Origin of the sequence: Alistipes intestinihominis (genome assembly GCF_040095975.1) — a bacterium.
Lineage (GTDB): Bacteria > Bacteroidota > Bacteroidia > Bacteroidales > Rikenellaceae > Alistipes > Alistipes senegalensis.
The window spans coordinates 331,901-358,381 of the sequence record NZ_JBBMFL010000002.1; the positions used below are offsets into that span (position 1 = coordinate 331,901).

Genomic DNA, 26,481 nt, shown 5'->3' on the forward strand with positions numbered 1-26,481 from the left:
CCGATGTCATGAACTACACCCAAACCCTCGAATTCCTCTTTCAGTCGCTGCCCGCGTTCGAAACCAGCGGCGCAATGGCCTACAAACCGGGATTGGAGCGTATCGCCGCATTCTGCCGCCACCTGGGCAACCCCCAGCGGAACTTCTTCACGATCCACGTGGCCGGCACCAACGGCAAAGGCTCCGTAGCCCACATCATCGCCTCGGTGCTCCAGCAGGCGGGATACCGCACGGGGCTCTTCACCTCGCCCCACTTGCAGGACTTCCGCGAACGCATCCGCGTTGACGGCGAAATGATCCCCAAGCAGAAGGTGGTGAACTTCGTGGACAAGCACCACGACAAGATGGTCGAATCGGAGCTCTCGTTCTTCGAAATGACCGCCGCCATGGCCTTCGACTACTTCGCGCAGAGCGATGTCGAGGTGGCCGTGATCGAGACAGGGCTCGGGGGACGGCTCGACGCCACGAACATCATCGTGCCGATCCTGAGCGTCATCACCAACATCGGGCTGGAACACACGGCCCTGCTGGGCGACACGCTCCAGAAGATCGCCGCGGAGAAGGCAGGGATCATCAAAAAGAGCATTCCGGTGATCGTCGGCGAAGCGGATGTCCGCTACAACGAGGTGATCGAACAGGCCGCAGCGGCCAACAAATCGCGCGTGATCTACGCCGAACGGGAGTTCGTCTGCGAAGAGTGCCGTCCCGAAGGCAACCGCCAGTTCTTCCACCTGCGCCGCACGCGCGACAACCGGGATTTCGACGTGCTGCTCGATCTGCAAGGCAGCTACCAATGCCGCAATATCGTGACGGCTTCGGCGGCGATCGACTTCCTGCACGAAGAAACGCCGCTGACGATCTCCCGCCGCGCCTATCTCGAAGGAATGTGCTGCGCGGCGGCCAACACGGCGCTGATGGGCCGCTGGCAGACGCTCGCAGAGGCTCCCCTCACGGTCTGCGACACGGGGCACAATGCCCACGGCATCGCCTACGTGGCCGAACAGATCCGGGCGACGCCCCACAAGGAACTCTACTGCGTGATCGGATTCGTGCGCGACAAGGACCTGGCGCACATTCTGCCCCTGCTGCCGCACGAAGCCCACTATATCTTCACCCAGGCGCATTCGGAGCGTTCGCTTCCGGCCGCGGAGCTGACGGCGAAAGCCGCGATCTACGGTCTGCACGGCGAAGCGGTGGAGGAGGTGACGGCCGCGGTGGCCCGCGCCCGGGAACTGGCGTCGGAGGGCGACATGATCTTCATCGGCGGCAGCACCTACGTCGTCGGCGAAGCGCTGTAACGGAGCGCAGAACGAAAAGAAAAAGTCCGGAGCGGCCGCGCTCCGGACTTTTTCTTTCTATGCCTGCCCCATCTTGGGCCCCGCCTCGGGCGTGGGCGAAGGGGTCGGGATCTCGATCTTGCCCACGTTGCTCTCGTAGCGCACGATGTTCTCCTGCAACGAACGCAACAAGCGTTTGGCGTGCTCCGGAGTGAGGATGATGCGGCTTTTGACGCGCGCTTTCTGCACGCCGGGAAGAACCGTCGCAAAGTCGATGATGAATTCCGAAGTAGAGTGCGATATGATCGCCAGGTTGGAATAATGGCCCTGGGCCACAGCGTCGTCCAGTTCGAGGTCGATGCCGAATTGTTTCATCTCTGCCATAATGCGGGGTGTTTGTGCAAAAATATTCACTTTCAGGGGAGAATATGCAAGCACGGAGCCAAAGTTTTCGATATTTTATCAACATATCCGACTTCCGGGCTCGCCGGAGCCCCCGCCGACAGGCTTTCCGAATCCCTTTCGGATACTCCCGCCCGGAAAAGCCCTCGCTTATTCGTACTTTGGCTTCGCCGAAGACACTCCCGCTCGGCAAAATGCAAGTAAACTTGCTTTTGCCCTCGCTTATTCGTAACTTTGGCTGCACCGAAGATACTCCGCCTCGGAAAAAATGCAAGCGAGCTTGCTTTTTTCTCTCGGCTTATTCGTATCTTTGTCGTCTAAAAAAAAACTACGAACCGGAAAAATGGCACTGGAAATCGTCGAAACCCTGTTCCGCGGCATCTGCGTAGGTGTGGCCGCTTCCATCACGGTAGGTCCCGTGGCGGTGCTCTGCATCCAGCGGACGCTGTCGAAAAGCCGCCGTTCGGGAATCGTCTCGGGAATCGGCGTCGCCTGCGCCGATACGTTCATGGCCATGGCCGCGCTGTTCTTCTACTCGATGCTCCAAGCCCGGATCGAGCAGTACGACACGCTGCTGAGGGTCATCGGCGGCATTTTCGTCGTGATCGTCGGGGTCTTCATCTTCGCCCAGAACCCCGTGCCGCAGATACGCCGCAACCGAGCCGGCAAAACCTCGCTGTGGCAGGATTTCGTCTCGATCTTCGGACTCACGATCGCCAACTTCATCATGGTGATCCCCTATATCCTGGCCTTCTTCGCCGTCTTCAAAATCTCGGGCGGCGAAATGGCCGACCACACCTTCGGGGGATTCATGCGCTCGCTGTTCGTCATCGCCGGGTTCTTCGGCGGCGCCGCGGCGTGGTGGACCCTGCTGGCATTCGTCATCAACCTGTTCCGCCGCCGGTTCCGCCCGCGGCACATGCTCACGATCAACCATGTCGCGGGCCTTATCATCGGCATATTAGGAATTTACACCATACTGTCTACTTTCTTTGATATTTTCCCCAATGTCGGACACTAAACATAAGATCGTCATCGCCGTAGACGGATTCTCGTCGTGCGGCAAGAGCACCTTCGCCAAAGCCATCGCGGCCCGCCTGGGCTACATCTTCATCGACACCGGCGCCATGTACCGCGCCGTGACGCTCTACGCCCTCGAACACGGGGCGATCCGCTCGGGCATCGTTGACGAAGAGGCCGTCGTGAAGCTGCTCGACCAGATCACGATCACTTTCCGCTTCAATCCCGAACGCGGCGCCAGCGACATCTACGTCAACGGCGACCTGGCCGAGGGCAAGATCCGCACCATCGAGGTCTCGAACTGCGTGAGCCGCGTGAGCGCCATCCCCGAGGTGCGCCGCAAGCTGGTGACCATGCAACAGGAGATGGGACGCCGCCGCGGCGTGGTGATGGACGGCCGCGACATCGGCACGGTGGTCTTCCCCGACGCCGAACTGAAACTGTTCATGACGGCGGACCCCGCCGTGCGTGCCGACCGCCGCTACAAGGAGCTGACGGGCAAGGGAATGACGGTGACGATGGAGGAGGTCGAACGCAACATCCGCGAACGCGACATGGCCGACATGAGCCGGGCCGTCTCGCCGCTGCGCCAGGCCGACGACGCCATCGTACTGGACAACAGCCACATGACCGTCGATGAACAGATGGCGTGGTTTATGAATGAATTCCAATTAAAAATGAAAAATTAAGAATTAAAAATCAGCTCCCGCACAGATTGCTGTTTATCCGGGTCGGCGCACAATCAATTTTTAATTCTTAATTACGCAGCTATGCGTGTTGAGATCGACGATAAATCGGGCTTCTGCTTCGGCGTTGTCCGCGCAATCACGAAGGCCGAACAAGCCCTCGGAGGGGGCGCCACGGTCTATTCGCTCGGCGACATCGTTCACAACCGCATCGAAGTCCAGCGTCTCGAACGGCTGGGGCTGAGGACCGTCACCCATGCCGACATGCCGCAGCTGGCGGGCTGCCGGCTTTTCATCCGCGCCCACGGAGAGCCCCCCACGACATACGCCGCGGCCCGGGAACTGGGCATCGAGGTGATCGACGCCACCTGCCCGGTGGTCGCCCGTCTCCAACGGCGTGTGAAGGAGGCCCACGAACGGATGCGTCCGGCGGGCGGTCAGGTCGTGATCCTCGGCAAGCGGGGCCACGCCGAAGTGGTGGGGCTCACGGGACAGGTGGCGGAGCCGACGATCGTGATCGAAAGGGCGGAGGACCTGTCGCTGATCGACTTCGCGCGCCCCGTCTATTTCCTTTCGCAGACCACGCAGAGCATCGCGCTGTTCGAGGAACTCGGGGCCGAGATGCGCCGCCGGGCCGCCGATCCGGACAAGGTCTGCATCGACGACACGATCTGCCGGCAGGTATCGAACCGCGAACAGCACCTCGCGGAGTTCTCGGGACGCTTCGACGCCGTGGTCTTCGTCTGCGGCCGCAAGTCGTCGAACGGCAAGGTGCTCTCGGAGGTGTGCCGGCGGGCCAATCCGCGGACGTACGTCGTCGAGGAGGCGAGCGAAATCGAACCCCGATGGTTCGACGGCGCAGCCTCGGTAGGCATCTGCGGCGCCACATCGACTCCCAAATGGCTGATGCAGGAGGTTGCCGATGCTATCGGCAACTTCAATGAAAAATGAAAAATTAAAAATTTCCGCTATGAAATACTTCGTCCGCTCGCTAAAATATTTCTGCGCCCTGTGCGTTCTCTGTATAGTCCTGATGGGGCTGATGCTGATGACCGGCACCTCGGCGCTGTCGCTCGACGACACGCTCTATGCCATGTTCCACACCGACCGCTACCTGATGCTCTTCACGGCGATCGTGGTGCTGGCGGCCCTCTACCCCCGATTCGGGTTCGTCGAACGCAAGGTCGAGGGCGACGTGGAGGAGAACCGCGAACAAATCGTCAACGCATTCCGCTCGTCGGGATTCTCGCTCCGCAGCGAAGAGGACGGGGTGATGGTCTTCCGTGCCGACACCCTCCTGCAAAAACTCATGCTGCTGGGCGAAGACGAAATAAGAGTTTCACAGTACGGACAATGGATCGTGCTCGACGGCATCCGCCGCGGCGTCGCCCGGGTGCAATACCGCCTCGATTCGTACATACACATGACGCGCAATGATTAGAAAATACCGTTACCTGCTCATCGCGGCCGCGGCTGTCGCCGCCGCAGGAGCCCTGACCTTCGCAGCCCGCAACGACTTCGGGCTGGGACGCAACATGGAGATCACCGTCAACATGATGCGCGAGCTGTCGCTCAACTACGTCGATCCGGTAGACCCCGACAAGCTGATGGAGGGGGCCGCCGCAGGCATGGTCAACGACCTGGACCCCTACACGGAGTACATTCCCGAAGAGGGGATGCAGGATTTCGAACTGCTCACCACGGGCAAGTACGGCGGCATCGGGTCGCTCATCCGCCAGAAGGAGGACTACGTGCGCATCGCCCAGCCTTATGAGGGTTCGCCGGCGGACAAGGCCGGGCTGAAAATCGGCGACAAGATCCTCTCGATCGACGGCAAGGACGCCAAGGGATTCACCACCGAACAGGTCTCCACGCGCCTCAAAGGCGAACCGGGGAGCAAGGTCCGGGTGACCGTCGAACACCTCGACGGCACGCAGCAGACGGCGACGATCCGCCGCGAACGCATCGCCATCCCGGGCGTGCCCTACGTCGGATGGGCCGCCGACGGGATCGGCTACATCCGCCACAGCGATTTCACAGAAGGGTGCTACGAGGAGATGCGTGCGGCCGTCGAACGGCTGCGCCGGGAAGGCGACCTGAAAGGGCTCATTCTCGACTACCGCTCGAACGGCGGCGGCATCATGCAGGAGGCGGTCAAGATTCTGGGGATGTTCGTCCCCAAGGGCACGGAGGTGCTGAGCACCAAAGGGCGTTCGGAGGATTCGAAACAGACGTTCCGCACCGACTCGGAACCCATACTCCCCGACCTGCCGCTGGCCGTGCTCGTCAACGGCAATTCGGCCTCGGCGGCCGAAATCGTCGCCGGAGCCCTGCAAGACCTCGACCGCGCGGTGCTGATCGGCCAGCGCAGTTTCGGCAAGGGGCTCGTGCAGGCGACCCGCCCGCTGGGCTACAACACCATGCTGAAACTCACGACGGCAAAATACTACATCCCCTCGGGCCGCTGCATCCAGGCCATCGACTACTCCCACTCGCAGGAGGGTTCGGTACGCGTGATCCCCGACTCGCTCATCTCGGAGTTCTCGACCAAGGCGGGCCGCAAGGTCTATGACGGCGGCGGCGTGATGCCCGACATCCGCACCGATCCGGAGTACATCTCGCGCTTCGCCATGACGCTCTACACGCTGGGATTCATCGAGGATTTCGGCGACGAATACATGCGCCGCAACCCGGACCGGGAGATCGACGTGCGCACCTTCTCGATCACGGACCGGGACTACGCCGACTTCGCGGAGTTTATGAAAGGGAAGAAGGTGCCCTATGAATCGGACACCCGCCGGGCGCTCAAAGTGCTGAAAAAAGCCGCCGAAGACGACCGTTTCGCCGAACTCAAGAACAAGTTCGAACAGGTGGAGGCCGAGCTGAAGGACGACACGCAGACCAATCTCGAAACCTACCGCAAGCAGGTCGTCGAGGCGATCAACAACGACATCGTGATGCGCTACGGCTATCAGGCGGGTGTGATCGAACACTCGCTGCCCGGGGACAAGGAGGTGAAGCAGGCGATCGGGGTGCTGGAAAATCCCGAAGAGTACGCCCGCATCACCCGCGAGCAGGACACCCAGCGCAAATAACCCCGCGCCATGAAGCTCAGCACGAAATACTTCTCGTTCCGCAACCGTTTGGTGGTGATCGTCGTCGGGGTGACGCTCGGCGCCGTGTCGCTGCTCTACACCAACAACATGGCCCAGCGGCTCAAATGGAAGGAGCAGCACGACGTGGCCCTGTGGGCCCACGCCATCGAGCGCGTGAGCCGCGATGTGCTGGGCGGCACCATTCAGGACCCGCTCGTGACGGACATCATGTCCAACGGCAACAACATTCCGTTCATCATCACCAACGAGAACCTCGAAGTCATCAACTCGCACCTCGTTCCGGACAAGATCATCGACCATCCCGACCGGCTGAGGAAGCAGATCGACAAGTTCACCCAGGAGAACACTCCGATCCCGGTGAATTTCCTCTGGTCGTCGCAGCACTACCACATCATCTTCTACGGCCAGTCGGCGCTGCTCAAATCGCTCTACTATTTCCCCTACGTGCAGCTGCTCGTCATCACGGCCTTCATCGCGCTGGGGTTCATCGCCTTCCGCTCGTCGAAGCACGACGAGCAGAACCGCGTGTGGATCGGACTGGCCAAGGAGACCGCCCACCAGCTGGGCACGCCCACCTCGTCGCTGCTCGGGTGGATCGAATACCTGCGTTCGCAGAACATCGACCAGACGGCCGTGGAGGAGATGAACAAGGACCTCACGCACCTGATGAAGATCGTTGACCGCTTCTCGAAGATCGGGTCCGAAACGCCCCTCACTCCCGCCAACATCAACGAGGTGGTGGGCGAATCGGTCATGTATTTCCGCAAACGCATTCCCCGCAACGTCACCCTCGACTACAACGGGCTGGCCATCGCCCCGGTACAGGCCAACATCAACGCCGCGCTGTTCGAATGGGTCGTGGAAAACCTGATGAAGAACTCGCTCGACGCCCTGCAAGGACACGGGGCCATCGACGTAAGGATCTCCTCGGACGACCAGCACGTCATCATCGACGTCAAAGACACCGGCAAAGGAATCCCCAAGAGCAACTGGAAACGCATCTTCGAACCGGGATTCACGACCAAGACCCGCGGCTGGGGCCTCGGACTGTCGCTCTCGCGCCGCATCGTCGAAGAGTATCACCAAGGCCGGATCGCGGTCATCGACTCCGAGATCGGCAAGGGAACCACCATCCGCATCACCCTCAAACGCATCTACGCCTAATGATCGACTCGCTGGCACATAGCGTGACAACCGTACCTGCGGCGGCCCCGACGGCAAGTGCACCGGACAGCACGGCATTCGCAGGAATCGCGAACAGCATTCCCGCGCCGGCGGCGGACTCGACCAGGCCGGCAGCAGATTCGATCGGACTGGCTGCGGACTCGATCGGACTGGCGCCGGCCGACACGCTGTTCTTTGCGGATTTCCGCACGGCGGAAACGGAGACGCCCTCCGTCTGGCGCGACACCACGGCGGCAGCCCTTTTCGGAGAGGCGTCGGTCACGGTCCAACCGCCGCGGATGCAAGCCGCACCTCCGGCCTCACTCACCGAAAACGCCGCTTTCCAAAGTTTCGTCCTGCTGCTCGCCGCGATCTACGCCATGCTGCTCTACCGCAATCTGGGCGACGTGCGCACACTGCTTGACCGCATCTCGCGCGACACGGCCACCGGGCAACGGCTCTCGGAAGAACCGGGCGGCAGCGGCTTTTCGCGGTTCCTGAACATCGCAACGACCATCGGCATGCTCTTCATGGGGGTCATGGCGGTCAAATACGGCGATTCGCTGATGCCGAGCCAGCTGGAAACCCTGTCGCACGGCGCCGTGCTGGCCCTGAGCCTGCTGGCGACGGCGGCCTGCTACGGCGTGGTCCTCTACCAGATGACCGTGGTCCGTCTGACGGGAGCCGTCACGCTCTCGCAGCCCTTCATCTCGCAGCTCGTACTGCTGAAACGCACCTATTTCTCCCTGGGCGTGATCGTCACCTCCCCCGCGCTGCTGCTATTCGCACTCTGCCCCCGGGGCACTGGAAACGTCTGGTTCTGCATCATTATCATCGAATTGGCCGTTACGGCCGGTCTATACCTCCGGGAGACACTAAATCTGTTTATTGCCAAAAAAATTTCGATTTTGCATTGGTTTTTGTACCTTTGCATGGTGGAAATCTTACCAATCAGCCTTTTGTGGCTGCTCACGGTGAGATGACCCTGCAACAACAAACCTAAATTATTCGCAACGTTGAAAGTAAAGAGTGTACTGGTTTCGCAGCCGAGGCCCGCAGTTATCGAAAAATCCCCGTTCTACGAATTGTCCCAGAAATACCACGTGGAGATAGCCTACAAGCCCTTCATCCGCGTCGTTGGCGTCTCCCTGAAGGAATTCCGCGCCCAACGGGTCGAAATACTCTCGCACACCGCCGTCATCTTCACATCGCGCACGACGGTAGACAGTTTCTTCCACATCTGCGAAGAGGCGCGCATCACCGTGCCCGAAACCATGAAATACATCTGCCAGACGGAGGCCGTGGCGCTCTATCTGCAAAAATACATCGTCTACCGCAAACGTAAAATATCGTTCGCCGACGGGTCGTTCACCTCGCTCGTCGAACTGATCATCAAGCACAAGGAGGAAAAACTCCTGCTGGCGCTGAGCGAACCCCACCGTCCGGAGCTTCCCGAAACGCTCGCCAAACTCAAGCTGTCGGTCAGCCCGGTCATCCTGGCCCGCACCGTCGCCGGAGACCTGGACGACGTGAAGCTGGACGACTACGGCCTGCTGGCGCTCTATTCGCCGTCGGACATCAAGACCCTCGTCGAGAAATTCGGCACCGACAACCTGCCGGCCATCGCGGTATTCGGCGAAAGCACGCTGCGGGCCGCCATCGGTGCCGGAATCACCGTGCTGGCCAACGCCCCGACGCCGGAAGCCCCCTCGATGGTCAAGGCCATCGACATCTTCCTGCAAAAAGTGCAGAAAGGCGAAGAACCGGCCCCCGTCGAACTGGTGACCGACGCCCGCAAGGAGGAGTTCATCCGCAACCAGCAAAACAAGCTGGCCAAGAAGAGCCGCACGCGCCGTCCCGCCGCAGAAACCCGCAAATAAGGGGCTGAAAGCCCCCCCCGACGCCATGTCCGCAAACTCACTGCCCCGCACCGAAAGGCTCCGTTCGCTCGGGGCCGTGCGCCGCATGTTCGAGAGCGGCGAGAGCGGTTTCATCTTCCCGTTCCGCTACGTGTGGTTCGCGGAGCCCGACACCGAACAGTCGGTCGAAGTGCTGTTCTCCGTCCCCAAGAAGTTCCACAAACGGGCCAACAAACGCAACCTCCTGCGCCGCCGCACGAAAGAGGCTTACCGCTTGCAGAAACAGATCGTACACAACGGCGCACCGGTCAACCTCGACCTGGCGCTGATCTACTCGTCGAAAGAGGTGCTGCCGTATAAAACCGTCGCAAATGCCGTCCGCAGGATTCTGGAATCGGTCGTGGAGCATCTTTAAGCGGGTGTGCGCCTTTCCGCTGATCGTGCTGGTGCGGTTCTACCAACTCTGCATCTCGCCCCTCACGCCCCCGTCGTGCCGCTTCACCCCCACCTGCTCGCAATATGCCCTCGAAGCGCTGCGCAAATACGGCCCCCTGAAGGGACTGTGGCTCACCGTGCGCCGCCTGTCCAGATGCCATCCGTGGGGCGGAAGCGGCTACGACCCGGTGCCCTGAGTTCCGCGTCTAAGCAGGCGGGCAATAAAAAACGGGAAAACGGTCGAAGCGCAGAAGCGGTTCTAAAACGCCCGCCCTACCGCCGCCTCTGAAATCCGCTTCTTAAGCGGACGACCGGCTTTACAGCCGGCCGTCCCCCTTCATGAAAGTTGCGTCACTTCTACTCTTCTTCGAATTCATTCTTCCGGGGACAAAGATTGCACGCTTTTTTCAGAAAATTCTGCTAAAATCTACTGAACAGCTTAAAATGAGCTATTTATGAATAGTTCACCTCAATAGAGGTAATGACTTGGCAATAGTACCAACTTCTTCATTATACATAAGTTTGCCTTGCTTGTCAAACAACTCTGTTACGATTGCAAAGATAAATTTAAAATCTGAGAAATAACATCTTTTGCGTTGTTTTTATAGATTATTAAATTATGGTCGGAAAATGTCTCAGAAATGCAACTGTACAATATCTAAAGAAACACATATAAGTTTCATATACAGCATTAAAAACATGAGAAATGTTAAATGCAATTCCCTTTCTAACAATTCAAAGCAAAATTTTCTCGTTTGTAGATTGTTTTTCGTACTTTTGAAATTAGAATTATAAAAATGGGTATTTTTAGAATTTATGACTAAGGAGTAACAATATACCCATTTTGTAAATAAAGGGAATGTTGAACACCTAAAAATATCAATTTATGAAAACCAAAGGACGCAACATATGCGATACCCTCAAGGCTATTCGCAAACAAATAGCGGATGCCAATGGGATAGACTATTCACCCGAAGAATGCCACTTCAAGGGCGAATGCAAGGGAACTTGCCCAAGATGTGAGCAAGACGTGAGAGACCTGGAACATGAGTTGAGAATCAGACAAATGGCCGGGAAAGCCATCAAGGTCGCAGGAGTGGCATTGGGAATCACCGCCCTCGCCGCATCCACCACATCATGCGCCACCCAGAAGGGATATTATAGTTCTATATCAGAGAAAACCCTCCCTATTCTATTTCAAGAATATACGCCAAACGATTCCGTCCTCCTCAAAGAAAAAGAAGCACTAAACAAGAAAGGAGTACTTTTTGTACAAGGGCATCTCATTGACGAGCAAGGAGATCCACAAGTAGGAGCCACGATTACGGCAAAAATTTCTGGCAGCAAGACTATTGCTGACAAAGATGGAAACTTTACTATCGAGGTGGAGAAAGAAGATATAATCACCGTGAAATATCTTGGCATGCAAGACAGAATCATCAAAATCACAAAAATGAGCCAAGAGAAACTCAATATTATCACTTTGACAGAAAGCAGAGATGTCTTGGGGGAAGTCGCAGTTATCAGAGGAACAGCTCCTATCATCAAGAAAGATACTCATTCAGAAGAAGCAAAGCAAGAAAAGTACACGAATGATGGTAAGACCGCCATCATCCAACAAACCGTCGCATCAGACTCCACCAAGAGCAGCAAGCTATTTGGCGCAGCAATCGAGGAAATGGCATCATTCCCTGGCGGTTCAGCTGCATTGATGCAATACATCGCCCAAAATCTCCGCTATCCAAACATACAAGGAGATTGCAATATACAAGGAAGAGTCATTGTTGGTTTCACTGTCAATGAAGACGGAACCCTGAGTGACATCAAGGTGATGAAAAGCATTTCCCCTACCTTCGACGAGGAAGCCATTCGGGTAGTGAAAAGTATGCCGAAATGGAATCCTGCCAAGCGAAATGGCAAGGCCGTAAAAACGAAATATACAGTCCCCGTTACCTTTAGATTAGAATAAAATGAAGACCGCCCCACTCATTTGCATCGACCGCCACCGCCTTACGATAGACGGCGAGGGTGTCACCACCCTCGTGGCATTCCACGGATGCCCTCTCCATTGCAAGTATTGCCTCAATCCCCAATGCCTCGAAGCCGACGGCGTATGGCAGGAGATGGACACGGAACTGCTGATGATGAACGTGGAGATGGACAATCTTTATTTCTTGGCGACAGGAGGCGGCATCTGCTTTGGTGGAGGCGAACCACTCTTGCGAAGCGCATTCATCAAGGAATTTTGCGAGCAATGTCCTGAGGAATGGCAGTTTACGATGGAGACGAGCCTCAACGTGCCTCGCCATCACTTGGAGGAAGTCATCTCCTTCATCGACTCCTTCATCATCGACATCAAGGACATGACACCTGCCATCTACCAAGCCTATACCGGCAAGGGCAATCAGCAAGTTATTGAGAACCTTGTCTGGCTCTACTCCCATGCCAAACATAAAGATAAAATCACCCTCCGTCTCCCCATTATACCCAAGTTCAACACTGAAGAGGACAGAAAACACAGTCGTCAAGTCTTAGAAGAATTAGGGTATGAGAATTTTGATGAATTTGAATATGTGATTAGAGGATAAACTGGTTAAATCTATGCCCTACCGAGACTATGGTCTCATTTCAGTGTTGTTTCTACGGACTATCTTGCCGTTCAAGGTGGACTCACGGATATACTCAGCCAACTTGCGATTGGTTTTTCTCGCCATCAATTTCAATACCTCGTAGCTTGGCAGAGAGAATTTCTTCGTGTCAAACTTTGACAGCTTGCGAATCCTTTTAGTGGGCAGTTTTCCACCCTTTCTCCTGGCTTGTTCATGCATGCTTGTAATTCGACATACTGTTTATAGTTGGTACACTCACTTTCTGCGACCGTTGGGAACAAAAATTCTCCGCCCTTATGGTGGAGCGAGGAGTTTTGGGGTTCCCAAAACATAACCTCGCTCCCTCCTCTAAGAACAAAAGACGAGACATTTGCCTTTCAGCTCTCCATGCCCAAGGTTGCAGACCTTAATTCTCGCAATTTGCACCAAAAATCAAAGCTGCCACATTGAAGAATAAGGTCACAGATACAAACTACCTTGTTATTGAAGTGTGCAAAGGACAAGGTGATAATATTCAGTGCGCAACTTGCCAAGTGTAGTAATTGTGTTTTGTCGTTTTACTTTGTGAACTATGCCGAGTGTGTTATATGCGCTGTGTGTCCTCGGTATAGTCTGCATAAATCTAATGCCATGCTAAAACACTGCGGAGGTTTGCCCAAGTGGCTGGAGGCGCAAAGCCTCCAAGGAACGTTGCTGCAACCATTTCGGAGAATAGAGCGGTTGCCAATAAATCCACAAGTACATTCTACGGCAGACCAAGTGATGGGTATTTTTCAGTTGAGTAGTTGAGAATATGTTGTATGGTAATGAAAATCAAAGACTTAACTTATCAACAATTTCTCAACAAAAGTTTCTACACAACACTTCACTGGGCAAAAGAGAAACATAGGCATGAACATTGAGGATTTCTCTTTTCATCATTCTCTTTCTTTTGTTGAGATATTTGTTGAGAGTATGTAGAGCCGTAAATACTTGATATTCAACACTACTTTCTGTATATTCAACAAATCAACAAAAATAAGGGGATTAGTCCGCCCTTTTAATGGCTTAGGACTATCCCCATCAAATAAGCTGCTTCATACCAATGCTTCTGTACTTCTTCGTGACAGAACGACAGCATTAAGCCAACGACAAGAGGACATTCAGTTAATAGCGTTTGTCCCTCCATTGAGTTGTAGGATAATGACACTACCTTTCTCTTTTGCCCCGTACAACCTCTTTATGATTGTGTCACGAAATCGAACAGCACCGTATGAATTTATACGGAAACAAAGGGCAACAATCATCGGGAAGCCATACTGCGTTTGCCAAATGCCCTTGGAAGTTTCCTTTTTCTGTTGGACATCCGACACCAAAAACAAGCCTTCCTTGTACATTGACCTTATCACAGCATGGAGTTTCGGGGCGGTGACATGAAGCATATCAACCAATTCACCCTCAATCATCCACAAGTCTTGCAAGTTGGACGGAATGGAAAACTCTCCATTTCCGTCCATAGTGATTACAGTTCTTTTCATGCCATTCCTCCCATTGTTGGCAAATGCCCCTTGATTCGATTTTCAAAGACTGATATGTCATGCTCCAACTTGGTGCTTGTCACCTTGGCATATATCTGCGTCGTGGTGATGTTCGTGTGACCGAGTATCTTGCTTACTGTCTCAATCGGCATACCGTATTCCAGGGACAATACTGCAAACGAGTGCCTACTAACGTGGTACGAGATTCGTTTCTTGATGCCACACATTGCAGCCACTTTCTTGATGCGCTTGTTGATAGTGTCAAGTCTGCCGATATTGAACAAGTGGCTGTCCTTTCTCAATGGCTTGTATCTCTCAACAATCTGCATCGGAATATCCATCAGCTTGACTTGAAACGGCACGCCTGTCTTTTGACGCTTGGAAACTATCCAAGGAGCACCGTTTATCATACAGATGTTGTCCTCCGTCAGGTTCTTTGTGTCAATGAAAGAGATACCTGTCCAACAGCCAAAAACGAAAAGGTCTCTTGCAAATGCCATGTTTGGGTCTTCCAACTTTATCTCGGTCATGGCGGTAAGCTCGTCCAAGGTCAAGAACTCACGCTCCTTGTGGTCTGGGTCAACGTGGTACATGGCAAAAGGGTTTCTCGGTATCTTGCCGTTGTAGTGTGCTGCCGTGACGATATGCTTCAACGGAATGGAGTATATCCAAATGGTGGACTGCGTAAGCCCTACAACGTTCTTCAAGTACAGGCAAAAGTCACGGATGAACTCCTCGGTAAGCTCATTCATTGCCATGTCGCTGCGCTTGTACTGAAACTTGATGAACTCGGCAACGTACTTTCTTACCACAAGATACTTGCGATAAGTCCTAACAGCTCGGTCTTTGCCCACACGTTTGGCAAAGGTTGCGTTCTCCTTGTCAAAGGCTCTGAGCAATGTCTCGTACTCCATGCCTATGCCTTGATAAGCGTTTCTCACCATTTCAGCGGTAACGAACGCCTCACGGTCGGAAAGTCGTTGGTAATGCTTGGTGATTTGAGCCTTGATGTTGTCAAGCGCAAAGTTCACCTCCTTGGCTTCCTTGCTTCTTCCCTTTGCTCTGTTGCCCTTGGCATCCCATATCGCCTTGCTTACGCTCTGCTTGCAGCTGAACTGTGCGATAGTTCCGTTGATTGTCACTCGTCCCATGATAGGGACAATTCCGTTTCTCTCCTTGCTTCCATTTACATAGAAGACTGTCTTAAATGTACTTCTCATAATTCCTTGCTTTTGTTCGGTGCAAAATTAAATCATGAGAGTTGCATGGCAAATTCTAAACCTGTGCAGAATGGAGAAGTAAGAACCGAAGCCGTTAAATATGCTTATTTGGGCATTTCTTTGAGGTAATGACTTGAAAGCGTTTCCACTTCTCAAATCCGCCATTTTCGCATTTCCTCACGAATGCCACTTAAAGCCAACGACTACCACAACCACTTGAAACTCAAAACAAAAGCTCAAATCTGCTATTTTTTGCTTTTTTTATCAGTCTTTTCTGAAAAAACCAACTCCGACCCCAATGTTTAAGGCCGGAATTCAGTCTTTCGATCAAACGATTTCGTCCAACTATACAATTCAGTCGTGCAAATCGCAACATCGTTCCGTGACGGACTCGAATTCGAGCGTCGCATGAGGGATTTCCGAACGGCCCAACAGCTCCTTCAAGGCGTGCTTCACCTCCTCCATCCGGGAAAGGCTGTCGAGCACGACATGGGCCGTAAGAGCGTTCTCAGTCGTACTGATGGCCCAGACGTGGATGTGGTGAACCGCCCTGACACCCGGAACGGCCTCCATCTTCCGTTCGATCTCGGCGATGTCGATACCGCCGGGAACTCCGTCGAGCGAAAGACGCAGGCTGTCGCGGGTCAGCGACCAGACCGAAGCCACGATCACCCCGGCGACGGCGAGACCCACGATCGGATCGACGACGGTCCAGCCGGTCCACGAAATCACGAGGCCCGAAACCAGCACCCCGACCGACACCAGCGCGTCGGCGGCCATGTGAAGGTAGGCGCCCTTGACGTTCAGGTCGCGGTCCTTGTCTTTCATAAAGAGCCACGCCGTGAAGCCGTTGATCGCCACGCCGACGCCTGCGGTCCAGGCGATGGCGCCGCCCACGACCGGCTCGGGATGCAGCATGCGGCCGATACTCTCGGCGACGATGACGCCGACGGCGATCAGCAGAATCACGGAATTGAGCAGCGAGATCAGCACCGTGCTCTTCTTGTAACCGTAGGTGTATTTGGGCGTGGCCCGGGCCTGGGCCAGCCGGAACGCCAGCATGGCCAGCAGCAGGCTGGCCACGTCGGAAAGGTTGTGTCCGGCGTCGGACAACAGTCCCATCGAACCGTAGCAGAGGCCGACGGCGAATTCGACGACGACGAAGCCCACATTGAGGGCGATGCCCCAGATGAAAGCCTTGTTGAGCGAGGTGACCGTATGATCGTGGTGATGGTGTTCGTGTGTCATGACAGCGAGTCGGTTATGGTGTCCTTGATCTCGGAGAGTTCGACCAGTTTATTGACGATGGCATAGATCGTAAGCCCCGCCGCGGAGTGTATCTGCAACTTGGCGGCGATGTTCCGGCGGTGGGTGATGACGGTGTGGGCCGAAATGCAGAGGGCGTCGGCGATCTGCTTGTTGGTCATGCCCTTCACCACGCAGACGATGATCTCCTTCTCGCGGGCGCTCAGCGGCTCGGGCTTCACGACGCGGGGCCCCGTCGCCGCCAGCCGTTCAACGGCCGGAATGAAAATCTCGTCCTCGACGGCGTTGTGCGAAGCCAGTTCGTGCTCGCAGTTGAAGATGTCGAACAACACGCCGTTCAGCTCGTTCGTACTGCCCGAAGGGTAGTATTTGATGATGATGTTCTTCAACTCGCGCAGTTTGATGTCAACCTGGTCGTGCTGGCGGCGGAAAATATCCATCGAATAGGCCGTGCTCTTCTCGCCCGCGAGCAGCGACTCGACATAGGGAAAGACGGTCTGCTCCTCGTAGGACATGTGGCGCTGGACCTCGGCGGCATATTCGTCGAAAAAGCGCATGATGGCGAACGATACGTCGCTCTGGGCGCAATCGACCGCTTCGATCAGCTTGCGGCGGATGGCCGGAAGGCGGAAATCGAGGAAATAGCTGTGCGAATTGTGCAGGTAGTCGGTCAGCGAACGCACCGAGACCTCGCCGGCCAGTTCGGCGCCGTTGCCGAAATTCATCAGCATATTGACCACGGCGAGGAACGTCGCCGTATCGACCTTGTTCTCGGCACACACCTCGGCGATGGTCTTGTCGCCGAATCCCAGTGCGATGCCGAAACGGCTCATCACCTGCAACACGGCGTAACGGTCGCACACCAGATCGCACATCCTGTCATCGCCCGTATATCCACCATTTTTATACATAAATATAGGTATTATTTTCTGTGCACAAAGATATTCGGGCAAGGTCCGTACCGCAATACCTAAAATGCGGTATTTTCAGCGGCGGCCGATATCCGTATAGGTCGTCTGCAACATCGTGCGGCCGACATCGAGCAGTTCGGGATTCGTAGCCGTCACCGCCCGGCCGGCCGTAGCGTCCCACACCGCCTCGCCCGAAGCGTCCACGACGCCGAAACCGTCGTTGAAGGTGTAGTAGGCGAACTTGCGGGGGGGGGTCGGTGCGAAGATGTCCTTACTGTAATCGAAATCGTCGTGCGCGACGCCCAGCTGGGCCAGCAGCGTCGCCGCGATGTCGATCTGCGCGGCGTAATCCTCCACGACGCGCGGGCGGGCGACAGCGCCGCCCGTCCAGATCATCGGAATCCGGTGGCGCAGCGGCTCGTTGTAGGTCAGCGTCCGCGGATAGGGGTAGCCGTGATCGGCGACCAGCACCACGAGCAGGTCTTTCCACGCGGGAGAGGCTTTCAGGCGGTCGATCATCTTTCCGACGCACTCGTCGGAAAAGGCCATAGCATTCAGCACCTTGTCGTCGAATTTCGAGTAGGGAACGTCGAAAGGCGTATGACTGCTCAGCGTCAGCAACCCCGCGAGAAAGGGTTTCCCGGCATCGCTCAGCGCGATCACCCGGTCGGCGAACCAGTCGCACATCAGCGCGTCGTCATAACCCCAGTCGGCCGCAGGGGCGTCGAAGCGCAGGTCCTTCTGCCAGATCAACTCCTGCCATCCGGTAGCGTACATGTAGGAGGACTGATTCGTGAAATTGAGGTCGCCGCCGTAGGCGAAGCTCGTGGCATAGCCTTCGCCCGCCAGCGAACGGGCTATCGAAGGCAGGTTGCGGCTCTTGGCCGGGAGTTTCATGATCGACATGCGTGTCTGAGCCGGGAATCCGCTCAGGATCGCCACCTCGCCGCGGTCGGTGCGGAACGAGTTGGCGAAGAAATTCTCGAACCAGATGCCCTCGCCCTTCAGCCGCTGCATATAGGGCATCACGGGCTCCCCGCCGACCTCGGCGTCCATGACCGTGCGGGCGAAACTCTCCAAAATGACGATCACGACGTTAGGGCGCGCGGTGTTCAGCACCGGTTCCGTGGGTCCTGCCGCCGGACCGTTGCCCCGCAGAGCGTCGAACTTCGCGGCACGCACCGCCTCGTCGAAGAAAGGGTATTCGTCGGCGTAATCGACCCGGTCGCCCAGACTGGCGAGGAACGAAAAGACGGGGTTCGTGGCGGCGTGGTTCAGAAACTGCGTCGGACTGAAATAGACCTTCGAGACATTGGCCACCGAAGCCCCCGTGCCGCCGCGGATGGCCAGAAAATCGAATCCGGCGAGCATCACGACGGCAAGGCTGCCCAGCGAAGCGACCCGCCAGCCGACCGTCCGGCCGTCGAAAACGCCGAGGATGCGGCGGTAAACCCAGATCATCCCCGCGGCATAAGCCGCCGCCAGCAACGTCTGCCGCACCCCGAGCCAGAAATCGACGCTCGCCATCGCCTCCTCGGGGTCGGCGAGGTAGATCAGGACCGTCGAATCAATGCGAAACCCCCAATGCTCGTACAACGCGACATCGACGGCGAAGATCACGGCCGTCGTCACGGCGACCAGCACGAACCAGGTCGTCAGCACACCCCGCCACACCTTTTCGGGCAGGCGGAGCCACAGCGAAAGCAATGTCACAAGGATCGGCAGCGCGGTGACATAGCCCGCGACGGTCATGTCGAGCGTCAGGCCGTGCCATAGCACGTCGATCCATCCGCGGAAGCCCGCCCCGGCCGCCTCCACGGCGTAATAGGCCATGAACACGGGCTTCTGCACGGCCATCATCACAACGGTCGCAGCGAATACGGCAATCGGAAAAGCGAGTTTTCGGCGCATCGGTTCGTTCACACTTTTTTTGATTTCAGAGGTGCAGATTTCGGTCCGCGAGGGAAGTGCGAAAATGCGCCGCTGAAATCGAAAAACTATATTTTTTCGCCGTAGGCCAGGTCTCCGGCGTCACCGATGCCGGGGACGATATAGGACCGAGAAGTCAGCTCCTCGTCAACGACCGCCGTCCAGATGGTCGTGGTTTTGCGCGGCATGTTCTTCATCGCATAGTCGAGACCCTGCTCGCTGGCGACGACCGCCGCGACGTGGGTATAGGCGGGAGTGCCGCCCTTCTCGCACAAGGCGTTGTAGGTCAGCACGAGCGACGATCCCGTGGCCAGCATCGGATCGACCAGCAACAGCGTCTTGCCCTCCAGACTGCCGCACGAGATGTACTCGACCTTCACGGTGAACTTGCCGTCCTTGGTGCTCTTGCGGTAGGCCGACACGAAGGCGTTCTGAGCGTCGTCGAAGTAATTCAGGAACCCCTGATGGTAGGGAAGCCCCGCGCGGAGGATCGTCGCCACGACCAACTGGTCGTCGATCATCTCGACGGTGGCTTCGCCCAACGGCGTCTCGACGACACACGGTTTGTAGTTGAGCGCCTTCGAAATCTCGTAGGCCGTGATCTCGCCGATGCGCTCCATGTTGCGGCGGAAACGCATCGAGTCCTTCTGAATCCGCTTGTCACGGATCTGAGCGATGAATTTGTTGAGAACCGTGTTCTGCTCGGAAAGGATATGCAACGTCATAAATCGGGTGTAGGTTTGGTTGTCAATAGAGGAAATTGTTGAACGGATAACGCCCGGCATGGATCTCGCGCACCATGCCGTAGAGGTCCGAACGGAATTTTTCGAGGTTGGCCTTCGTCCGCGCCGAAAGGAAGATGCAGGGCGTGTTGGCCCGTGCGATCCAACTCTGCTTCAACTCGTCCAGCGAACGGTTCTCGCGCGTCGGAGGCGTCAGGTCGTCCTCGTCCTTTTCGACATACGTATAGGCATCGACCTTGTTGAAGACCAGGTAGACGGGCTTGTCGCCCGCGCCGATCTCCTGCAAGGTTTGTTTCACCACGTCGATCTGCTCCTCGAACTGCGGGTGCGAGATGTCCACCACGTGCACCAGCAGATCGGCTTCGCGGACCTCGTCCAACGTCGATTTGAACGACTCGATCAACTCGGTGGGAAGTTTTCTAATAAACCCTACGGTATCAGAGAGCAGGAAAGGTAAATTGTCGAACACCACCTTGCGGACCGTGGTGTCCAGCGTGGCGAAGAGCTTGTTCTCGGCGAAGACCTCGCTCTTGGAGATGAGGTTCATCAGCGTCGATTTCCCCACGTTGGTATAACCCACCAGCGCCACGCGGACCATCGCACCGCGGTTCGAACGCTGCACGGCCATCTGGCGGTCGATCTTTTTCAGGTCCTCTTTCAGCTTGGCGATGCGGTTGCGGATGATGCGCCGGTCGGTCTCGATCTCGCGCTCGCCGGCGCCGCCGCGGGTTCCCGTGCCGCCCCGTTGACGTTCGAGGTGGGTCCACATGCCCGACAACCGGGGCAGCAGGTATTCGTAATTGGCCAGCTGCACCTGCGTCTTGGCATAGGCCGTCTGGGCCCGGGACATGAAGATGTCGAGGATCAGGCGCGTGCGGTCCAGCAGGCGGCAGGGCATCTCCTTCTCGATGTTGCGCGTCTGCGAAGGGGACAACTCGTCGTCGAAGATCACCACGTCGATCCCGTTCTCCTTGCAATATCCGGCGATCTCCTCCAATTTGCCCGGCCCGACATAGATGCGCGACGAGGGCTGCGGCAGGCGCTGGGTGAAGCGCTTCACCGAGCGGATGTCGGCCGTCTCGGCCAGAAATTCCAGTTCGTCGAGGAACTCCTCGGCCTGCCGCGGGTCCTGATTGTCCCGGATGACGGAGACCAGCACGGCGCGCTCGCGGCCGTCGGTCGAAAGCGAAGCGTCAGCCGCGGAATTGTTCTTGTTCTCTTCCAAAATTGTCTTTGCCATCAAACGTTCATGTTGCAAACACGATGCTACGAATAAGGGTATCCGCCCGAAAGCAGGATACCCTCAAAAAGTTGAGCCATACGTCTCAATGCTGCCATGCGGAAATCGACCGGCAGAATGGGATCAGTTCTGTACGCGGAAGTCTACCGGGAGGGTGTACTTGACACGCACCACCTGGTTGCGCTGCTTGCCGGGGCTCCACTTCGGAGACTTGCTCAGCACGCGGATAGCCTCCTCGGAGAGCGAACGGTCGGGAGTCTGCAACACCTGGATGTTGGTCAGACGGCCGTCCTTCTCGATCACGAACGACAGAACCACGCGACCCTGGATGCCGTTTTCGAGGGCGATCTGCGGGAACTTCACGTTCTGCTGCACCCAGTTGCGGAACGTATTGAGGTCGCCGCCCTGGAACGAAGGCATGGTCTCGGCGATCAGGAACGGCTGGTCGTCCTCGACGACCTCCTCGGCCACCTCGACCTGCTGGATCACCTCGGTATTCTCGTCGAACTCGGCGAAATCGACCTCGGTGGTGATCTTCGTGTCGTTGGTCACGACCTGCAACAGGTCGGTGATCACCTTCAACTCCACCTTCCGGGGAGCCTCGGGCGGCTTCTGGTCCTGGCGGGTGATCTCGGTGATCTCCTCCTCGACGATAGCCGTCTGCAAATCAACTTTTTCAATTCGGTGCTCCTTCGGCGTATAGGCGAACGCCGCGATCACAAGGCAGAGCGCGACGATAAGACCGATTTCGAGCAGAAGACCCCGCTTGTTTTGAAGGTCCGCTTTGGGTGATTTCTTGATTTCCATCTATTATAAAAATTTTTAATTGTTCGGGTATAAGCGCGCATGGACACGCTATGCACCACAAATATATGGATAAAAATTCAAAAATGCACGGCCGGGTGCAAAAATCTTCGTTTTTTGCCTACTTTTGTGGGGTAAAAGCGCCTCGAAAACGACAAAAAAATGGCTGACCGCGAAACATTGTACGGCAAAACGCCCGAAGAACTCGCCGCCCTGTGCGGCGGGATGGGCATGCCGCGTTTCGCCGCGCGGCAGATCGCCCGCTGGCTCTACGTCCGCCACACGGAAGACCCGCTGCTGATGACCGACATCGCCGCGGCGCACCGCCAACGGCTCGCCGAACGGTTCGTCCCGGCGTTCAACGCCCCGGAGCGGGTCACGGAGTCGGCCGACGGAACGAAAAAATACCTGTTCCGCATCCCGGGCGGCCACGCCGTCGAATCAGCCTACATCCCCGACGGAGAACGGGCCACGCTCTGCGTCTCGTCGCAGGCCGGGTGCCGCATGGGGTGTAAATTCTGCGCCACGGGGCGGCAGGGGCTCCAACGGTCGCTCACGGCGGCAGAGATCCTCAACCAGATCGTCTCGCTGCCCGAACGCGACAAACTCACCAACATCGTTTTCATGGGCATGGGAGAGCCGCTCGACAACACCGGCGAAGTGCTGCGGGCCCTCGAAATCCTTACCGCAGAATGGGGTTTCGGCTGGTCGCCGACGCGCATCACCCTCTCCACGGCGGGCGTCGTGCCCGAGTTGCGGCGGTTCCTCGACGCCACGAAGGTTCATCTCGCGGTGAGCCTCCACAACCCCTTCCACGAGGAGCGTGCGGAGATCATGCCCGTCGAACGGGCGTGGCCCGTCGCCGAAGTCGCCGCCATCCTGCGCGACTACGACTTCACCCACCAGCGGCGGGTGTCGTTCGAATACATCGTGATGAGCGGGCTGAACGACTCGCCGCGCCACATCCGGGAGCTGACGCGGCTGCTGAACGGCATCAAATGCCGCATCAACCTGATCCGGTTCCACAAGATTCCCGATTCGCCCTACTTCTCGCCGGACGATGCGGCGATGATCCGTTTCCGCGATGCGCTGACGGCCCGGGGCATTCAGACCACGATCCGGGCCTCGCGGGGCGAGGACATTCAGGCGGCCTGCGGGTTATTGAGCACCCGGCTAAAAGCCGGGTTTTAGGGGCGGAGGAGCCCTACTCCGCTGTCGAGCCGATTCTCCGCTGCCCGGCTAAGAGCCGGGTTTTAGGGGCGAAGGAGCCCCACTCCGCTGTCGAGCCGATTCTCCACTGCCCGGCTAAAAGCCGGGCCCGCTTAAGAAGCGGGTTTTAGGAGCTCCCGGCAAAAGCCGGCCTTAGGGACGAAGCCCTCCTAAAAGGCGGGTCTTAGAAGCGAAGGGATCTTATTACGCTATCGACTCAAACCTGCGCCATCACCCTTAAATGACCCGGTGCGGTTTTTGTTTCCGTCACAAAAAAATACGAATGTTATGAAAAAACTGATTTTTCTGTTGATGCTCTCGCTCTGTGCGGGCGCCGTGCAGGCCCAGGTGAAATTCGAAACCAAATCGACCGACGCCGTGCGCGAAATGGCCGTCCGACAGGGCAAACTGGTTTTCATAGACCTCTATGCCGACTGGTGTCCCCCGTGCCGGATGATGGAACGGGAGGTGTTCTCGCGCAAGGACGTGGGCGAATTCATGGACCAGCGGTTCGTGGCCGCCAAATACAACACAGACAAGCCCACGGGCCGCGAACTGATGAAGAAATACGGCAGCGGCTCGATCCCGCTCTACCTCGTGTTCGACACCGAAGGCGAACTGCTGGGCCGCATTACGGGCGCCGCAGATGCCGAGACCTTCATGGACAATCTCCGCACAATCGTCGCCCGGCAGGCACAAAAAAAATAGAAGCCGCAGGGCGTCCTATTTCTTGGGAGTATAGACCACCTTTTTGGTCTCGAAGAAATCCTCTTCGAAGAAGCGCGGAATGTCGTAGATATACCACCGTTTGCCGGTGAGGGCCAGCTCTTCGGCCAGGTCCCCGCCTTTGAGGTAGAGGATGCCGTTCGGCAGCGATCCCCGCTCCCCGCGTTCGATCAGGGGCCAGACCCATTTCACGAACTCCGGCATGGCCGTCACGGCCCGCGAAACGACGTAGTCGAAGCGCTCCTTCAGGGTCTCGACCCGCACGCAGCGGGGCGTGAGGTTCTCCAACCCGAGGCTCGACGCGACGCCCTCGACCACGGTTATCTTCTTGCGGATGGAGTCCGCAGCGGTGAAACGCACCCCGGGAAAGAGAATCGCCAGCGGCACCGAGGGGAATCCCCCGCCGCACCCCACGTCGAGGATGCGTGCGCCGTCGCCGAACGTACAGACCTTGGCGATGGCCAGCGAGTGCAGCACGTGGCGCAGGTAGAGCTGGTCGAAATCCTTGCGCGAAACGACGTTGATCTTCGCGTTCCAGTCGGCGTAAAGGCCGTACAGAGCCGCGAACCGCTCGCGCTGCACATCGGTAAGGTCCGGAAAATATTTGAGAATCGTCTCCATCGGATCATTTGTTTTCGCCCGCGGCGATCAGCCGGCACATCTGCTCCCGGGCGCGGTGTATCTGGGTTTTGACCGTCCCCAGCGGCAGGGCCAGCTTCGCGGCGATCTCCTCGTAGGAGTACTCCTCGAAGAAGCGCATCAGGATCAGCTGCCTGTAACGGGGCGCCAGCCGGTCGAGGTACTGCTCGATCTGCGACCGCTGCTGGAGGTTGATGACGCTCTCCTCGGGGGTCGGGGCGCTCGACGCAGGGGCATAGAAGCGGTCGTCGATCGACAGGTCGTCCTGACGCCGCCGCACGAAGTCGATGAAGGTGTTGCGGGCGATGGTGTAGACCCACTGTCCGAAGGTGTAATCGGCGCTGTAACGGTGGATGTTGATATAGACCTTGATAAAGGTCTCCTGCAACAGATCGTCGGCGTCGTTCGCACCGCCCAACCGCTGCACGAACAGACGGTGGATCGCGTCGCGGTAACGGTTGAAAAGGTACTCGAAAGCGGTATTGTCCCCTTCGAGCACCCGATCGACCAACTCCCGGTCCTCGGCTACGATATAGTCGGCTATCTCCATACGCGGTCGTCACGGCGGAGCAGCATGACCCACAGCGCCGCGGCCCACAGCGGGCTCAACAGGTCGTAGATGAAATAGCGGCCCATGATTCCGGACTCGCCCAGCCGCCGGGCGACGCGCCGCACTTCGAGAGCCACGACGACGTAACGGACGATCACCAGCGCCAACGCCGCGATCTTATATTCCAAGGGCATCACCGCCAAGGCGCAGGCCGCCGTGGCGAAGAAGAGCACCCGCGACCAGAGCTCCCAGCCGACGTAGGTGCGCACCGCCTGCGGGTAAAAGCGGAAGGCCGAACCGTAATAACGCAGCTGGCTCATCCACCAACCCATGCCGCCCCATGTCTTTTCGCGCAGCGTGGCGCGCGGCGAGAGGATGACGCTCACGTTGTCGCGGGTCATAACCTGCTGCATGAACAGGTCGTCTTCGCCGATGTTCATGTTGAGATGGCTGAATCCGTTGGCGCCGAAGTAGATGCGTTTGGTGAAGCCGTAGTTGTGCAGCGTACCCCGGTAGGCGCGGCGCCGCACGGCCCGGGCGATCCAGTTGGCGGAGTGCATCATCCGCCAGGTGCGCATCATGTAGTTCGCAAATCCCTTCCTGCGCTCCACGCCGCAATACCCCACGACGATCTCCCCGCGCATGAAACCCTTGGCCATCAACGACAGCCAGCGGTCGGTCTGCGGCACGGCGTCGGTCGAGGTGAAGACCATGCACTCGTAATGCGCCGACTTGATGCCCACGTTGAGCGCCATCTTGCGCGAAATCGGGAAACGCGGGTCGAGCTGGATCTTCGTCGTGGCGATCTGCGGAAACGACTGTTTGAGCCGCGCGAGGTCCTCGTAAAAATCCGCGTCGTGGCCCACGTAGACGATCACCACCTCGAAATCGGGGTAATTCTGGGCCAGGATCAGCGGCAAGCGCTCTTCGACGAACGAATAGTCCTCGGAAAAGAGCGGCACGACCACCGACACGGGCGGCTCGGAATCCAGCTCCGCAGCCCGCCGGCTGTTCTTGTAACCGGGAATGCGGCCGTAGGCGAAAATATAGTAATGGAACTGCACGCACAACAGAAGGAGCATCGACCCCGCGAGGGCCGCCCCTTCCCAGCCGTAGCATGCCAGAAAATCATCGAAGAACTGCATATTGGTGAAATATG

The 26,481-nt window shown here is 57.2% G+C and carries 27 protein-coding genes; 15 read left to right on the top strand and 12 right to left on the bottom strand.

Going from position 1 to position 26,481, the window contains the following annotated elements; translation table 11 throughout:
* Positions 1-8 precede the first annotated feature (8 nt).
* Complete coding sequence (locus tag WMO46_RS02875) at positions 9-1,298, top strand: bifunctional folylpolyglutamate synthase/dihydrofolate synthase (protein ID WP_196016857.1); 1,290 nt, start codon at positions 9-11, stop codon at positions 1,296-1,298.
* A 57-nt stretch (positions 1,299-1,355) separates the two neighbouring features.
* On the opposite strand, the gene WMO46_RS02880 is transcribed toward WMO46_RS02875, so the two are convergent.
* Positions 1,356-1,661 carry a DUF3467 domain-containing protein gene (locus WMO46_RS02880; RefSeq protein ID WP_019151738.1) on the bottom strand — a complete coding sequence of 102 codons (306 nt, stop codon included), beginning with the start codon at positions 1,659-1,661 and terminating at the stop codon, positions 1,356-1,358.
* Positions 1,662-2,022: 361 nt separating this feature from the next.
* Between WMO46_RS02880 and WMO46_RS02885 the strand changes: the two genes are divergently transcribed.
* The 12 genes from WMO46_RS02885 to WMO46_RS02940 all read left to right on the top strand — a co-directional run bounded on the left by WMO46_RS02885 (position 2,023) and on the right by WMO46_RS02940 (position 12,547).
* Positions 2,023-2,700 (top strand): LysE family translocator, encoded by a 678-nt coding sequence (locus WMO46_RS02885; RefSeq protein WP_019151739.1) that lies wholly within the window; start codon positions 2,023-2,025, stop codon positions 2,698-2,700.
* Positions 2,687-3,388 carry a (d)CMP kinase gene (cmk, locus tag WMO46_RS02890; protein WP_349093750.1) on the top strand — a complete coding sequence of 234 codons (702 nt, stop codon included), beginning with the start codon at positions 2,687-2,689 and terminating at the stop codon, positions 3,386-3,388. The genes WMO46_RS02885 and cmk overlap by 14 nt, the downstream gene beginning before the upstream one ends.
* Positions 3,389-3,469: 81 nt before the next feature.
* Positions 3,470-4,336, top strand: a complete 867-nt coding sequence (locus WMO46_RS02895) for a 4-hydroxy-3-methylbut-2-enyl diphosphate reductase (protein WP_349093751.1) — start codon at positions 3,470-3,472, stop codon at positions 4,334-4,336.
* Between the two features lie 19 nt (positions 4,337-4,355).
* A complete protein-coding gene (locus tag WMO46_RS02900; protein ID WP_019151742.1) occupies positions 4,356-4,826 on the top strand; it encodes a hypothetical protein in 471 nt (156 codons plus the stop codon).
* Positions 4,819-6,480 carry a S41 family peptidase gene (locus tag WMO46_RS02905; protein ID WP_276714908.1) on the top strand — a complete coding sequence of 554 codons (1,662 nt, stop codon included), beginning with the start codon at positions 4,819-4,821 and terminating at the stop codon, positions 6,478-6,480. The genes WMO46_RS02900 and WMO46_RS02905 overlap by 8 nt, the downstream gene beginning before the upstream one ends.
* A 9-nt stretch (positions 6,481-6,489) precedes the next feature.
* On the top strand, positions 6,490-7,665 hold the full coding sequence (locus tag WMO46_RS02910; RefSeq protein ID WP_019151744.1) for a sensor histidine kinase: 1,176 nt from the start codon (positions 6,490-6,492) through the stop codon (positions 7,663-7,665).
* Positions 7,665-8,648 (top strand): DUF4271 domain-containing protein, encoded by a 984-nt coding sequence (locus WMO46_RS02915; RefSeq protein ID WP_349093752.1) that lies wholly within the window; start codon positions 7,665-7,667, stop codon positions 8,646-8,648. Before WMO46_RS02910 ends, WMO46_RS02915 begins: the two co-directional genes overlap by 1 nt.
* 102 nt (positions 8,649-8,750) lie before the next feature.
* A complete protein-coding gene (locus WMO46_RS02920; RefSeq protein ID WP_019151746.1) occupies positions 8,751-9,545 on the top strand; it encodes a uroporphyrinogen-III synthase in 795 nt (264 codons plus the stop codon).
* Between the two features lie 85 nt (positions 9,546-9,630).
* A complete protein-coding gene (locus tag WMO46_RS02925) occupies positions 9,631-9,939 on the top strand; it encodes a ribonuclease P protein component (protein WP_019151747.1) in 309 nt (102 codons plus the stop codon).
* The gene (gene yidD / locus WMO46_RS02930) at positions 9,896-10,156 is read left to right on the top strand and encodes a membrane protein insertion efficiency factor YidD (protein ID WP_044118777.1); all 261 of its coding nucleotides are present in this window, start codon (positions 9,896-9,898) and stop codon (positions 10,154-10,156) included. Before WMO46_RS02925 ends, yidD begins: the two co-directional genes overlap by 44 nt.
* Positions 10,157-10,845: 689 nt before the next feature.
* Positions 10,846-11,928, top strand: coding sequence for an energy transducer TonB (locus WMO46_RS02935; RefSeq protein ID WP_118201777.1), 1,083 nt, complete (start codon positions 10,846-10,848; stop codon positions 11,926-11,928).
* Between the two features lies 1 nt (position 11,929).
* Positions 11,930-12,547, top strand: a complete 618-nt coding sequence (locus tag WMO46_RS02940) for a radical SAM protein (protein WP_118065235.1) — start codon at positions 11,930-11,932, stop codon at positions 12,545-12,547.
* Positions 12,548-13,710: 1,163 nt separating this feature from the next.
* Here WMO46_RS02940 and WMO46_RS02945 read toward each other — a convergent pair.
* The 8 genes from WMO46_RS02945 to WMO46_RS02980 all read right to left on the bottom strand — a co-directional run bounded on the left by WMO46_RS02945 (position 13,711) and on the right by WMO46_RS02980 (position 22,201).
* Positions 13,711-14,085: a hypothetical protein gene (locus WMO46_RS02945; protein WP_118065237.1), complete on the bottom strand. Its 375-nt coding sequence runs from the start codon at positions 14,083-14,085 to the stop codon at positions 13,711-13,713.
* Entirely contained in the window at positions 14,082-15,305 is a 1,224-nt protein-coding gene (locus WMO46_RS02950; RefSeq protein WP_118065239.1) for a site-specific integrase, read from the bottom strand. Before WMO46_RS02950 ends, WMO46_RS02945 begins: the two co-directional genes overlap by 4 nt.
* Before the next feature lie 354 nt (positions 15,306-15,659).
* On the bottom strand, positions 15,660-16,553 hold the full coding sequence (locus WMO46_RS02955; protein WP_196017039.1) for a cation diffusion facilitator family transporter: 894 nt from the start codon (positions 16,551-16,553) through the stop codon (positions 15,660-15,662).
* Positions 16,550-17,482, bottom strand: coding sequence for a helix-turn-helix transcriptional regulator (locus WMO46_RS02960; protein ID WP_026076728.1), 933 nt, complete (start codon positions 17,480-17,482; stop codon positions 16,550-16,552). Before WMO46_RS02960 ends, WMO46_RS02955 begins: the two co-directional genes overlap by 4 nt.
* Positions 17,483-17,557: 75 nt before the next feature.
* The gene (locus WMO46_RS02965; RefSeq protein WP_276714903.1) at positions 17,558-19,393 is read right to left on the bottom strand and encodes an LTA synthase family protein; all 1,836 of its coding nucleotides are present in this window, start codon (positions 19,391-19,393) and stop codon (positions 17,558-17,560) included.
* An 86-nt stretch (positions 19,394-19,479) separates the two neighbouring features.
* Entirely contained in the window at positions 19,480-20,136 is a 657-nt protein-coding gene (gene upp, locus WMO46_RS02970) for a uracil phosphoribosyltransferase (protein WP_019151781.1), read from the bottom strand.
* 22 nt (positions 20,137-20,158) lie between these two features.
* Positions 20,159-21,379, bottom strand: coding sequence for a GTPase HflX (gene hflX / locus WMO46_RS02975; protein ID WP_196017042.1), 1,221 nt, complete (start codon positions 21,377-21,379; stop codon positions 20,159-20,161).
* Between the two features lie 138 nt (positions 21,380-21,517).
* Positions 21,518-22,201 (bottom strand): energy transducer TonB, encoded by a 684-nt coding sequence (locus WMO46_RS02980; RefSeq protein ID WP_019151783.1) that lies wholly within the window; start codon positions 22,199-22,201, stop codon positions 21,518-21,520.
* Between the two features lie 159 nt (positions 22,202-22,360).
* On the opposite strand from WMO46_RS02980, the gene rlmN reads away from it, so the two are divergent.
* Positions 22,361-23,389: a 23S rRNA (adenine(2503)-C(2))-methyltransferase RlmN gene (gene rlmN / locus WMO46_RS02985; protein ID WP_349093753.1), complete on the top strand. Its 1,029-nt coding sequence runs from the start codon at positions 22,361-22,363 to the stop codon at positions 23,387-23,389.
* A gap of 306 nt (positions 23,390-23,695) precedes the next feature.
* Positions 23,696-24,115, top strand: coding sequence for a thioredoxin family protein (locus WMO46_RS02990; protein WP_349093754.1), 420 nt, complete (start codon positions 23,696-23,698; stop codon positions 24,113-24,115).
* A gap of 15 nt (positions 24,116-24,130) precedes the next feature.
* Here WMO46_RS02990 and rsmG read toward each other — a convergent pair whose 3' ends face one another.
* Genes rsmG through WMO46_RS03005 form a run of 3 tightly spaced genes read right to left on the bottom strand, consistent with a single transcriptional unit; the run spans position 24,131 to position 26,467 of the window.
* Entirely contained in the window at positions 24,131-24,754 is a 624-nt protein-coding gene (rsmG, locus tag WMO46_RS02995; protein WP_019151786.1) for a 16S rRNA (guanine(527)-N(7))-methyltransferase RsmG, read from the bottom strand.
* Between the two features lie 4 nt (positions 24,755-24,758).
* Positions 24,759-25,322 (bottom strand): RNA polymerase sigma factor, encoded by a 564-nt coding sequence (locus tag WMO46_RS03000; RefSeq protein WP_019151787.1) that lies wholly within the window; start codon positions 25,320-25,322, stop codon positions 24,759-24,761.
* On the bottom strand, positions 25,313-26,467 hold the full coding sequence (locus WMO46_RS03005) for a glycosyltransferase family 2 protein (RefSeq protein WP_019151788.1): 1,155 nt from the start codon (positions 26,465-26,467) through the stop codon (positions 25,313-25,315). The genes WMO46_RS03000 and WMO46_RS03005 overlap by 10 nt, the downstream gene beginning before the upstream one ends.
* Between the last annotated feature and the right edge of the window lie 14 nt (positions 26,468-26,481).